5 protein-coding genes are annotated in these 14643 nt (G+C 39.0%); all 5 read right to left on the bottom strand.

Going from position 1 to position 14643, the window contains the following annotated elements:
* Positions 1-4 precede the first annotated feature (4 nt).
* Complete coding sequence (gene ileS / locus WJN01_RS04715; RefSeq protein ID WP_445195987.1) at positions 5-3403, bottom strand: isoleucine--tRNA ligase; 3399 nt, start codon at positions 3401-3403, stop codon at positions 5-7.
* A gap of 227 nt (positions 3404-3630) precedes the next feature.
* Positions 3631-7530: a DUF8693 domain-containing protein gene (locus tag WJN01_RS04710; RefSeq protein WP_445195986.1), complete on the bottom strand. Its 3900-nt coding sequence runs from the start codon at positions 7528-7530 to the stop codon at positions 3631-3633.
* A 609-nt stretch (positions 7531-8139) separates the two neighbouring features.
* The gene (locus WJN01_RS04705; protein ID WP_445195985.1) at positions 8140-11754 is read right to left on the bottom strand and encodes a LamG domain-containing protein; all 3615 of its coding nucleotides are present in this window, start codon (positions 11752-11754) and stop codon (positions 8140-8142) included.
* Between the two features lie 379 nt (positions 11755-12133).
* On the bottom strand, positions 12134-13492 hold the full coding sequence (gene radA / locus WJN01_RS04700) for a DNA repair protein RadA (RefSeq protein WP_445195984.1): 1359 nt from the start codon (positions 13490-13492) through the stop codon (positions 12134-12136).
* On the bottom strand, positions 13492-14643 hold the full coding sequence (locus tag WJN01_RS04695; protein ID WP_445195983.1) for an alpha/beta hydrolase: 1152 nt from the start codon (positions 14641-14643) through the stop codon (positions 13492-13494). The genes radA and WJN01_RS04695 overlap by 1 nt, the downstream gene beginning before the upstream one ends.

Below are 14643 nucleotides of genomic sequence, written 5' to 3'. Positions count from 1 at the left end.
GTTCTTAATGTTTTTGTATAAACAATTTGGTATTTACATCATCAAAGGCAATTTCTATACCATTGTCTAATTTATCTATAATTTCAAGTTCGTTCGCTAACGTTTCCGATTTAATATAAGTCATATTTGCTCCAACGGCATTTACAACCTGCTCGTCTTTTTGAAGGGTTACATCAATTTTATCTGTAACCTCGAAGCCTGAGTCTTTACGTAAATTTTGAATGCGGTTAATCAATTCTCTCGCAATACCCTCTCTGCGTAATTCATCTGTAATTGTTACATCTAAAGCAACCGTTAAAGTTCCCTCATTGGCAACCAACCACCCTTCAATATCTTGTGATGTTATTTCTACATCATCCAAGGATAAAGATATATTTTTTCCATTAACATCAATATCCAAAGCACCGTTTTGTTCTATTTTGTTAATATCTTCCGCCGAAAAGTTAATTACTGCACTAGCAATAGCTTTCATGTCTTTTCCAAAACGCGGACCAAGAGTTTTAAAGTTTGGTTTTATCTGTTTTACCAATATATCTGAGGCATCTTCCAAAAGTTCAATTTCCTTAACGTTAACCTCATGTTTAATCAAGTTTGAAACTGCAGCAATTTCCTCCTTTTGCTGGGTACTGGAAACCGGAATCATTATTTTTTGAAGTGGTTGGCGTACTTTAATCTTCTCTTTAGCTCTTAACGATAATACCAATGATGATATTGTTTGGGCGCTTTCCATTTTACGTTCTAAAGGCTTATCAACAATCGCTTCGTTGTACACAGGGAAATCGGCTAAATGCACACTTTCAAAATTTTCCTTTTTGGTAACACTATTTAAATCCAAATACAACCTGTCCATAAAGAACGGTGCAATTGGCGCTCCCAACTTTGCAATAGTCTCCATACACTGATAAAGTGTTTGGTAAGCCGAAATTTTATCTTGTTGGTAATCGCCTTTCCAGTAACGTCTTCTACTTAAACGCACAAACCAGTTACTTAAATAATCTTGGGTAAAATCTGAAATGGCTCTTGCCGCTTTTGTTGGTTCATAATCGGCATAAAAAGCATCCACTTTTTTGATTAAAGTATTTAATTCTGAAAGTATCCAACGGTCTATTTCTGGTCTTTCATTTATAGCAATGTCGGGCTCGCTATAGTTGAAATTATCAAGGTTGGCATACAGCTGAAAGAACGAGTACGTATTGTAAAGTGTTCCGAAGAACTTACGTTTTACCTCTTCAACACCATCCAAATCGAACTTTAGATTATCCCACGGATTGGCATTGCTTATCATGTACCAACGTGTTGCATCTGCACCATAGTTCCCCAAAGTTTCAAAAGGATCTACAGCATTGCCCAAACGTTTAGACATTTTTTGTCCGTTTTTATCCAATACAAGCCCATTGGATACCACGTTTTTATAGGCAACAGAATCAAAAACCATAGTGCCTATAGCGTGAAGCGTATAAAACCAACCACGAGTTTGGTCCACACCTTCTGCGATAAAATCTGCCGGAAACGTAGTTCCTTTATCGATTAAATCTTTATTTTCAAATGGGTAATGCCACTGTGCATAAGGCATAGAACCCGAATCGAACCAAACATCAATTAAATCGCTTTCGCGGAACATTTTTTGACCTGAAGCGGACACCAAAACAATTTCATCTACAATGTTTTTATGCAAATCGATTTTAGCATAGTTTTCTTCGGAATTGTTTCCAGCTTCAAAATCGTTGAAGATATCTGCCTTCATGAAACCTACTTCAACAGCGCGTTGCATTTCGGCTTTTAATTCTTCAATAGAACCGATACAAATTTCCTCTTTACCATCTTCAGCTCTCCAAATTGGTAACGGAATACCCCAATAACGCGAACGCGATAAATTCCAATCGTTAGCATTGGCCAACCAATTACCAAAACGCCCTGTTCCTGTTGCTTTTGGCTTCCAATTGATGGTTTCGTTAAGCTCGAACATTCTATCTTTAATGTCGGTCACTTTAATAAACCAAGAGTCTAAAGGATAGTATAAGATCGGTTTATCTGTACGCCAACAGTTAGGATAGCTGTGTTTATATTTTTCAACCTTAAAGGCTTTGTTTTCTTCTTTTAATTGAATGGCAAGTTCAACATCAACCGAACGTTCCGGTGCTTCACCTTCGTTATAATATTCGTTCTTCACATATTTGCCAGCATATTCACCCATTTCTGGACGAAAACGTCCCTGCAAATCTACAAGAGGAACCAAGTTTCCATTCTCATCTTTTACCAACATTGGTGGCACTTCAGGTATTGCTTGTTTAGCCACCAAGGCATCATCGGCACCAAAAGTAGGCGCTGTGTGAACAATTCCAGTACCGTCTTCTGTAGTTACAAAGTCTCCAGAAATAACTCTAAATGCATTTTCTGGATTGTCGTTAGGTAAAGCGTATGGCAATAATTGCTCATAGGTAATCCCAACTAAATCTTTACCTGAAAATTCTTTTACAACGTAATATGGTATTTTTTTATCACCAGCTTTGTACGCTAATAAATCTGATTTGTCTTCAACCCTATTAAACTTTCCAGAGAATTGATAGTTTACCAATTTTTTAGCCAATACCACATTTATAGGCTCAAACGTGTATTGGTTGTAAGTTTCAACCAACACATAGTCAATTTTTGGACCAACAGTTAATGCGGTGTTACTCGGTAAGGTCCAAGGAGTTGTCGTCCAGGCTAAGAAATAAATATCGCCTTCATTCTGCAAAAAATCCGGAAGCGTTTTTTCAATAGCTTTAAATTGGGCAACAATAGTTGTGTCTGTTACATCTTGATAAGTACCTGGTTGGTTTAACTCATGTGAACTCAATCCAGTTCCCGCTTTTGGCGAATAGGGCTGAATGGTATAACCTTTATACAACAAATTCTTGGTGTAAATTTGCTTAAGCAACCACCAAACCGATTCCATATATTTAGGCTCATAGGTAATATATGGGTCGTCCATATCTACCCAATAACCCATTTTTTGCGTCAAATCGTTCCAAATATCTGTATAGCGCATTACTGCTTTACGGCAGGCCGCATTATAATCTTCAACAGAAATGGTTTTACCTATATCCTCTTTTGTAATGCCCAATTCTTTTTCAACTCCCAACTCAATTGGCAATCCATGAGTATCCCAGCCTGCTTTTCGTTTTACTTGATATCCTTTTTGTGTTTTGTATCTACAGAAAATATCTTTGATAGCACGAGCCATAACATGGTGTATTCCCGGTAGACCATTTGCAGATGGAGGCCCTTCAAAAAACACAAATGTTTCATTGCCTTCTTTTGTAGATACACTTTTTTCAAATATGTTATTTTCTTGCCAATAGTTTAGAATTTCTTCTGCTACTTTTGGTAAGTCAAGTCCTTTATATTCAGGAAATTTCATCTGATGATTCATATTTTATTAAAATGGACAGATGTAAACTTTTTAGTTAATGACTCAATAAATACAATTATCACTAAACCAAAGTTTTAACACTCATTTAATGGTAAATCTTTTAAGTCCGCGAATTTAAGAATTTATCCTTAAATCGTTGCCCCCAATAGATAAAAAAAGCCAAAACAATTATTTTGGCTTTTTTCGACTAACTCAAATAATCTATATGAAATTATTTAATTCACAATAATCTTTTTCGTGAGCACCTCATTGGCCTCAGTTCTCAGACAGACCACATAGGAGCCCGATGCCATATTACCAAACTGTATACCATTTTGCAACTGCTCTGTTTGAACGTCCTGCATCTCAAGCACCGACTGTCCGCGCATGTTCATCAGTGCCAATCTGGTCACCTTAGCGTTCAACTTTTTGGCATAGAACGTGTTGGAACTGTTCTTGTAATAGATGAAGTTTTCGGTCGCCATGGTCTCCTCTGTTCCCAATAGTTGGGACTCGCTCTGGAACACAATCTCGAACCTGTTGTTAAAGACTCCAGCACCTGAACTGAACGCATAGGCCGCATCCTGTGTAAGGTCGAAGTAACTTCCCGTTAGGTTGTCTCGCAAATAGATTTTCTGGCCCTCATCCATGTTTTCCAATTCTGTCGCCCTAATCTCAAAGGCGTTGTCGCCAGATGACTTAAAGTTGAGCGGTACTGCTTTATCTGCTGTAATTGCCGAATATGCCTGCATGGTCATGTTCTTGCCATCCAAAGCCAAGTTGAGATCGTTGTTGTTGCTCTCGGTACATTTTGCGTCGTACCCATAATCAAAGGCATCCGTGGTGTAATCACTGAACCCGAGCAACAGTTCCCTTCTGGTCTTGGGCCCAGCAGTTGAACTGAACTCCAAACGCATTTTCTTCATCACGTTGCCTACAGTTGATGCCTTTGACGATTTGCTACTAGCCCCCTTGGAGAACACCGAACCATTGTTGTAGGTGCCATCGGCATCAGATTCCTTGATAAAAACACGCTGCCCGTTGTTGAACTCAACCTGTCCGTCGGCAACAATCTCGGCAATAAAGCCCTGCCCTACCGGAAGGTATCTGGTCGGCACTATCGTGCCGTCCTGTGAACCATTGTTTGCTCCATAAAAACCAACAAACTGATAGGCACGTGTTGAACCCAATTTATTTACTTGGGCATAACCACCATTGTACTCATTTAAGTTATGCGAACTGCCGCTCCATTGCTGCCATAGCTGTAAAGTACCGTCTATAACACCGACGTTATCATCAATAAATTGGTGCACGTCCAATGCCGATGCATAGGGATTGCCCAACAGATATTCTGTCTTAGATGCATTGGGCACAGAACCTGGCCCACCCTTGTCAGTAACCTTCACCAAAATGGTACCGTTATTTGGTTTGCCCTCAAATATATATTGCTGTTCCGTACCAGGGTTTCCTGTTCCCTTTTGGGTATAGCCCACACCTGGACTTAGTGCCGTGGAAGTACCAATCGCTGCCCAATCCCAATAGGTAAGCCCATTTATGAACGTGTAAAGCCAGTAAGTACTGATATTGCCGTTGCCCGTGTAGGCCGAGGTGAACAGGCAGCCAAAACCGGACTCGTCCTTAAGCATGTTCAGTCTGAAAGGGCTGTTATTAGCGTTGTTGCTCGCGGCATTATTGTCCGATAGAGCTGTAGCTCCCGTGGCCCCTACCGGGGATGCCCAATAGTTGTACCAATAAGGACTAGTTGTTCCTTCTTGTCTCCTCAAAATCTTTCCGTTAGCCGAGGTCACCAAATCACTGTTCACCGTTTGTATCAACTGGGAATCGTCAAATAGATCCAACGTGCCATTAAGCTCCAAATACCAGGTGTTCTCAATTAAATTGTCGTCGTCAACGTCAAAGGTCACGCCTGAATCTATAATTAGTCCTAGATTGGTGTGGGATTTCGTTGTACCTATATCGTGAGATACCTTAACAATGCTCCAATCTTTAACGTTTGCCGCATTTTCAATGTCCCAAACATCACCGTGCAACCAAGTACCCTCAGTGCACCAACATCCATTGGCACCTGTTACGTAGGGCATCGGGGCCGTTTGGTCTTGAATAGTGGTTATGTAATTGATGTACAAAAAGCTATTATAACCAGAATAATCCATGGTTTTACCCATTTTTATGTCCGTCATAGGATAATAGGCTATCAAATTGCTCCAATCTACTGTGGCGTTTGTTGACAAATCCTCTATATCCTTTGGAATGATTTTACCCCTTACTTTTCCAGAGTTCTCCTCGATTTCTTGGTAGACCATCTGTTGTATTTGTTCTTGCGTCAACACGGTATCGAACACCCTTACCTCATCAATGTCGCCACTGAAATACTGAGCAGGTGTTGCCCTTGACATTCTTCCAACTTCAAAATTGCCATTCCATAAATCTTCATCAGCCAAAATAGTATGACCGATTTGGGATGCATCAGTTAATGTTGCATCCAATTGCCCATCAACATAAATAGACTGGGTACCAGTTGTTGCAGAATAAGTGGCCGTAACATGGTGCCACTCATTGTAACTAATTGCGTTTCCTTCCAAAACACTACTGGTAGAGCCCAATGTGGTGGTGATACCAAAAGTAATCCTGTTGCCACTTTTTACATATAACTTACAAGATACATCTTCACTTATAATACTCCTCGCTGTTGAACCCGCTGGGTCTATTTTAATCCATGCCATGAGGGTTACTTCGCCCAATCCCTGTATCAATGGGTCACCACTTAAATAGTCGTCTACACCATCAAAATCAATAGATGCATATGATGGCGGATTGATATTAAACATATCTCTATAATCTAAATCGCCTCCTAGTGTGGCATCAAAATCTGCATCGCCAAAAGAGGCCGTCAAATCAGCAACATCCCCAGTTGACACTTCATCATTAACATCAAGCTGTGCCAATACCGAATCGAACACATCATCCAATCCATCACCATCTATATCAACACCTGTTAAAACGCTGGCCTGACCATTTTCATCAATGTCCAATACTCCATCGTTATCCGTATCGCTATCTAAATAATCTTTTAATTTATCACCATCTGTATCTTCTACATTAAACAAATCTGTTCCACCCATGGCAGACTCATATACATCATCCAATCCATTACCATTGGCATCCGTAATACTACCACTTAAACCACTTGGTGGAATATAACCAATAGTTGGCTGTGCTTCAACATTATCTGGAATACCGTCGTCGTCACTATCAATATCCAAGGTATCTAAAATGCCATCACTGTCCATATCACATTTAGAACTTACACCAAAATTGGTAATCCTGTTTCCTGTATTAGTATCGGTACCTGTTGCACCATATAACAAATCAACATGCGAAAAAATGTCGAACTCCATATATAAATAGAAGTCTGGGTCATCACCATGAGTGCCACCATCATCGGGTTCATTAACCCAATCCGTATTTGGTGCAACCAAAGTAGGGTCCAACCTGTATGCCGTATAGCCTGAAGGCCCACCTCCATTTACAAATCCTGCTTGCTCCAAATTGGTTGTTGCACTTAAATATCCGGTAACAGAGGAGGTTACCGTTGATGGGTTAAACCCTGCTATTTCGGTAAAATCATCGCCATTCTTTGTATCAATATCTCTAGATTCCAAAATTATATCATACAGTATGGCAGGCACACCAGTTGGGTCACCAGGGGTTGCTGTTCCTGCTTCTACTAAATCAAAAGAGTAGGTTACGTATTCGTCTTGACTGGCATCAAAACCGTTTACACGCAATTCGTTGTTACAGTCCACCTGAAATGAACCATTTATAGATGTAACTGTAAGTATAAGATCGTAATACTGGTTTTGAAACAAAAGTGCGTTGGAGTAAATTACCTTTTCACCAACGAGTACATCGTTCAAATCTGTAGCCGTTAAAACAGCAGCATTATTAAATTGAATAGCAGCTGAACATTCATAGATATCTATAATACCATCGTTATCATCATCAATATCCGTGAAATCTGGAATACCATCACCATCGGTGTCCTGTGCGTAGGAAGTATTTGTAAAAAAGAATCCACATAACAACAATACTTTAAAAAGTAATAGTTTTTTCATAGGTTAAAATTTTATAGTTTGGGACTATCTATATTTTTAACTACTAACGTAATTTTTAGTACAATGGATTTCTAAAAAAATCTTTGAGGGAAGATATTTTATTGATTTGCCATACTAATTGGCTTAATCTCAAAAATGTACACAATAATAATAATTACTGCAATAACTTTAAAATAGATGTTTTTTTTTCGATAAAACCACCAAAAAAACCACTTAAATACATACCAAAATATTTGAAATGCATAAAAAGCAGATGAACCACATGACTACTTTAAAGCCTTAAATTTCATATTTTATTGACTTTTAACGGTTTATTTTAAGCACAATATTAATTTAAAAAATCGACAAAACCTAAAAATTTTCAGATAAAATGCTTATTTTTATCGATAAAATGCAAATATTCTGTTATAATGAGGTATTTGGTTTCTTGAAAATTAGGATAATTCAGCTACTGAATCCTCAATTTTTAAAGTCAATTCGATTCAAAACAACCGATTTAGAACTTATTTATTTCCAATTAAATAAAAATTGTTGCACCAATAGATAAAAAAAGCCAAAACGATTGTTTTGGCTTTTTTCGACTAACTCAAATAATCTATATGAAATTATTTAATTCACAATAATCTTCTTCGTGAGCACCTCGTTGGCCTCAGTCCTCAGGCACACCATATAGGAGCCTGAGGCTACGTTCTTTAACTCTACTCCTTTTGCTAATTGCCCAGATAATAAATTCTCCATCTCCAAAATAGTTTGCCCATGCATGTTTAGCAATGCCAAATGGCCCTCCTTGTTATGTAACTTCTTAACATACAACGTCTTATTATTGTTTAGGTAGTATATACTGTTTTTTGTTTCCATGGATTCTTCAACACCCAACAACTGTGATTGACTTTGGAACACAATCTCAAACCTGCTGTTGAAGACACCCGCACCAGAACTGAACGCATAGGCCACATCCTGTGTAAGGTCGAAGTAACTGCCCGTCAGGTTATCGCGCAAATAGATTTCCTGGCCTTCTTCCATGTTTTCCAGTTCCGTTGCCCTTATCTCAAAGGCATTGTCGCCGGACGACTTAAAGTTGAGCGGCACTGCCTTATCCGCTGTAATCGCCGAATATGCCTGCATGGTCATGTTCTGTCCCTCTAAACTTAGGTTCAGGTCGTTGTTGTTGCTCTCGGTACATTTTGCATCGTATCCGTAATCAAAGGCATCGGTCGTGTAATCACTGAACCCGAGCAACAGTTCCCTTCTGGTCTCGGGACCGGCAGTTGAACTGAACTCCAAACGGATTTTTTTCATCACGTTGCTTGTAGATGCTGCTTTTGAGGATTTTCCACTGGAACCCTTGGAGAACACCGAACCGTTGTTATAAGTGCCATCGGCATCTGATTCCTTGATGAAAACACGTTGGCCGTTATTGAACTCCACCTGGCCGTCGGCAACAATCTCGGCAATAAAGCCCTGTCCGACCGGAAGGTATCTTGTCGGCACTATCGTACCGTCCTGTGAACCGTTGTGCGCACCATAAAAACCAACAAACTGATAAGCCCTTGTTGAACCCAATTTGTTGACCTGGGCGTAACCACCGTTGTACTCGCTCAAGTTGTGCGAACTGCCGCTCCATTGCTGCCATAGCTGCAAGGTGCCGTCTATAACGCCAACATTGTCATCAATAAATTGGTGCACGTCCAATGCCGATGCATAGGGGTTGCCCAATAAATATTCCGTCTTGGAGGCATTCGGCACTGAACCAGGACCACCCTTGTCGGTAACGTTCAACAAAATGGTGCCGTTATTGGGTTTGCCCTCAAATATGTATTGCTGTTCCGTACCTGGGTTGCCCGTTCCCTTTTGGGTGTAGCCCACACCGGGGCTAAGTGCCGTGGAAGTACCAATCGATGCCCAGTCCCAATAGTTAAGACCGTTTATATATGTGTACAACCAGTAGGTGCTGATGTTACCGCTCGCTGTATAACTTGATGTAAAACCCATGCCTAACCCTGATGCATCCTTCAACATTTGTAGTTGAAAGTTAGAGTTGTTAGTATTATGGGAAGCCGAATTATTATCCGTTAGCGAGGTAACCCCTGTGGTGCCTACCGGAGAAGACCAGTAGTTGTACCTATAGGGGCTATTGGTGCCCTCTTGTCTGCGCATTACCTTTCCACTGGCCGAGGTGACCAAATCGCTTTTAACCGTCTGTACCAGTTGGGAATCATCTGCCAGGTCCAACGTACCATTGAGCTCCAGATACCAGGTATTCTGTATCAAGTTATCACTTTGTATTGTAAAGGTTTTACCTGAATCAATTATTAAACCAAGATTGGTGTGGGAATTGCTAGTGCTTAAATTGTGCGAGACCCTTACGATGCTCCAGTCCTTAACGTTGGCAACGTTTTCAATGTCCCAAACATCGCCGTGCAGCCAAGTGCCCTCGGTGCACCAACATCCATTGGCACCCGTTTCAAATGGCATGGGGGCCGTTTGTTGCTGAAAACTAGTAATGTTGTGTAATTTAGTTATCCTATCGTTATTGGAATAATCGGTTGTCCTATCATAAGAAATTATATCGGCCATTGGGTAATAAGCTAACAAAGTACTCCAATTTATCGTGGTATTGGTTGAAAGATCCTCGATGTCCTTTGGAATAATTTTTCCTTGTACTTTTCCTAAATTCTCCTCAATTTCTTGGTAAACCATCTGTTGTATTTGTTCTTGCGTCAATACGATATCGAATACCCTTACTTCATCTATATCTCCTTTAAAATACTCTTGGTTTGAGATATTACTAGATTTTCTACCTATTTCAAAATTACCATTGCTATTGGAGGTATTCTCAATAACTGAACCGGTAACAGAAACAGACCCTGTGTTTACCAATAAACCATCTATATACAGTTCCATAGCACCCGTTGTACTTGTATATGTGCCAGCAACATGGTGCCATTCATTTAGGTTTACATCATTTGGCGATTCCAATGATTTTTCTGAAAAACCCGTTCCATTTAAAGTTAGCACGGGTTTAGAACCTTTCTTTAACCAAAGCCTACATCCAGAGTCCTCGCCAGCAATGGTCATATTATCTGTATTTCCTAAATCTGATTTAACCCAAGCCATTATCGTAACCTCGCTAACCCCTTCTATAAATTTGGGAGTCGAAACATAATCGTCTACGCCATCAAAGTCTAGCTTAGATTGAAATATAACCGGATTGATTTCTATGTTTAATCCGCAATCTTCCAACAAAAGTTCTTCAGTTGGAGGAATGGTTACATCTAAAAGCACATCAATATCTTCAGTGCAAGAGCCACATACAGTATCAAAACCGCCACCATCATCCATATCGTAATACATATGACCTGTAATGGAAGCGCCGCTGGTAAGCGAGGCATTGTTCCTAACAATTAAAATGGAATCTACATCATTACCTATCAATTCATCGTTACTTAAGTTAATATTATCAAGTAACATGGTACCATTATTGAAAAACTTTGCTGTACCAAAACTCAAATTTCCGCTTAAAACAAAAAGTCCGTTGTTTGTATAATCGGCATTTAGGTTCATGTCTGTGTGAATGAAAATTGAACAATCATTAACAAGCGCACTAGACCCACCCGAAGAGAGAGAACCGAAAACCTCTAGTATACCACAATTTGAATAATCGCTGGCAATACCAGCATCAAGCTGTACCGTTGTTCTGCTTTCATTAAAGCTTACAAAAGTTGCACTACCTCCCATTTGTAGTTCACCACCAATATTAAAAAGTCCGTTATTGTAAACTATTGACGATCCAGCAGGATTGAAGGTTCCGGGTACTGAAACCGCACCGGTTTGGTAAACATAAACTGTTGCATTTTGAAATGAAGGATTCGTTGGAAAATCTATCGTTCCCTCTACGTGTAAAACAGCTCCATTAACACTTGCTATAATACCTGAATAAGTAACACCCGGGGCAACATAGAGGGTGCCTTTAAACCCCGTACTGGCAATTAAATCGCTGTTATCTGCCATTATACACACGCTTGTTCCAGAATTAACAATTGTAGGCGCCATAGTTGGATTTCCCGAACTATCAACCCATCCGGAAGACGTGTAGGTATAGGAGCAAGTTGTTGGTAAGCTTGGCGGACTGAATGTATATGAACCACATGTTTGAGCTCTTAAAATTATGCCCCAAAGTAAAAAAGGAATAATGGTTAATAAAAGTGGTAATTTAGATTTCATAGGTCAAAACTTAATAGATTGTAGCAATTATTTATTAGTACCTAACCTAAATTTTAGTAAAATGGATAATAATTTATTGAGGGAATAACTATTATAATATTAAGTCTAAGTATTTGTAATTAAGCACAATATGATTATTTTTCGATGAAGCACTAAAAAAATCTAATGAACTGCCATTTATAAAATACAAATGGCAAAAAAAATAGGTTAAACTACATTTACTTTTGATTATTAAAATGCCTCAAACTTAACATTATCAACTATTTAATATAGAGACAACATCAGAATAGAAACTCCTCAAAATCAATTAAATATTAGATAAAATGCTTCTTTTTATCGACAAAAGACCTGCTAGTGACTATGAGGCTTAGCCTTATAATTAAGATAATTCTGCAACTAAATCTTCAATTTTTGAAATCAGTTGAACTTTAATAGCCGTATTTTTCAGGGAAATTTTATTGTATTTTGACACAAAAATGGTTGAAAAGCCCAGTTTTTCTGCTTCCAAAATGCGTTGCTCCACGCGTTGCACAGGTCGGATTTCGCCAGACAAGCCCACCTCTGCAGCAAAGCAAAAATCTTTTTGAAGAGGCACATCTTCATTCGATGACAAAATTGAGGCTACCACGGCAAGATCAATGGCTGGATCGTCAACCGTAATGCCTCCCGTTATGTTCAAAAACACATCTTTGGCACCCAAACGGAAACCCGCACGCTTTTCTAAAATAGCCAAAAGCATGTTTAATCGTTTAGCATTAAACCCTGTGGCACTTCGCTGTGGCGTACCGTAAACCGCCGTACTCACCAAAGCTTGCACCTCAATCATGAGTGGGCGCATGCCTTCAAGAGTAGCAGCAATGGCATTTCCGGAAAGCTCTTCCTCTTTTTTAGAAATTAAAATTTCTGATGGGTTGGAAACCTCACGCAAACCCGAGCCCTGCATTTCATAAATACCCAATTCGTTGGTTGAGCCAAAACGGTTTTTATGCGCCCGTAAAATTCTAAATACATGATTTCGGTCGCCTTCAAACTGCAAAACCGTATCTACCATATGTTCTAAAATTTTTGGGCCTGCGATATTGCCGTCTTTTGTAATATGGCCTATCAATAATACGGGAGTAGCAGTTTCCTTAGCAAATTTTATAAGCTCGGCCGTACATTCCTTAATTTGTGAAATACTGCCAGAAGAGGATTCAATATAATCGCTGTGTAAGGTTTGAATGGAATCGATTATTACGATATCAGGCTCCAAATCCTCTATTTGTTTAAAAATATTTTGGGTTTTGGTTTCCGTTAAAATATAGCAATTACTGTTTTCCGGATTGATGCGTTCGGCACGCATTTTTATTTGTTTTTGGCTTTCCTCGCCGGAAACATACAATGTTTTATAAGGTAATTTTAATGAAATTTGAAGCAGCAGTGTGCTTTTTCCTATTCCTGGCTCGCCACCCAAAAGGGTTAATGATCCAGGAACCATGCCCCCACCCAAAACACGATTAAATTCTGCATCAAAAGTATCTAATCTGGGTTCATTTGTGGTGTCAATCTCATTGATTCGTAAAGGAACCGAAGCTCGTTTAACAGAAGATGTTGAAGATTTCCAATCACTTTTTTCAGGTTTTTGAATAACCTCTTCTACAATGGTGTTCCATTCTTTACAGGCATTGCATTGGCCTTGCCATTTGGCGAATTGTGTACCACAGTTTTGACAAAAAAAAGTTGTTTTTACTTTTGCCATTAAAAACCAAAATCTTGTTTTATTAATTCAGCCCTTTCCAGCACTTCATCTTTTGTTATACCAGCAATTTCTTCAAGTGTATAAGCCGATTGGTATGTACGCATAGCCTTTTTTGGCTCACCTGTTTCTTCATAAAATCTTCCCAAGTAATAGCCTCCAAGAAGAGTTTCGGGATATTCTTTTCTGGCCATTTTGCCGAGCTCTTCGTAATATTCAAATAATTCGTTCTTTTCAATGGCTGCGGCAATAGCCCTAAAATCATTGATCAATATCTTCTTTTCAATACCAAAAAGGTCTAATATGGTTTGATATTTTTCTTTAAGGTAAAGTACCGGCGAAGTATCCAACTCAAGAATAACTTCTTTATATTCCTCTTTTGAAATTGGCCGAAACACTTTAAAAATGCCCTCAATAGCACTGGGAATGGCATGTGTTGGCACTGAATAGTGGGATGGCTTTTCGAAGCTATCAAAATCATAAACCAAATTTTCATTGTCCAAAGCAGAAATATCATCATTTAGAGCCGTTGTCATCTGTAAAATGGACGAGGAATTATTTTTGGTATTGGCCAAATAATAAAAGGTTTTTGTGCCAATCTTGCTTAAAACACTAGGGACATAATCCAACATATTAGGCGCCAGTTCAGGACTAATCACAATATAACTTTGAAACAACGGCTGAGGCTTTAACAAATAATAGTTAATGAAATTTGCCGTTTCGCCATGGCCTACGGCAACCTTAAAATTTCCCACCCTGAAGTTTCTTTCCAAATAAGGCATCAATTCCATACCAACAAACTCAAAAAAAGCAGCGCCAGTTTCAATGGGCAATGAGTTTTGTTCAGAATACAAAGTATCATCAAATCGCTTTCCAAATTGATTAACCCCAACCACAATAGCTTGTGGCATATCTTCCCAATAGGAAAAATAATCAACATTTCCAGCTACGGCTTCAAACATGTAATCACCATCCAAGACAACAAATAATGGGTATGTAGCTTCAGTATTTGATTCATAGCCTCTTGGCAATTGTATTTTTATTTGACGCTCTTCACCAAGTTTTGAAGACTGAATATTTTCATATTTTACTTGAGCTATAATGCTAACGGAACTTAACATCAGAACCAAAAAGAACAAGGCAGATTTCTTCAT

Source organism: Tamlana sedimenti, assembly GCF_038148895.1.
Taxonomy (GTDB): Bacteria; Bacteroidota; Bacteroidia; order Flavobacteriales; family Flavobacteriaceae; genus Tamlana.
This window is presented reverse-complemented; position numbering and strand designations above follow the sequence as displayed.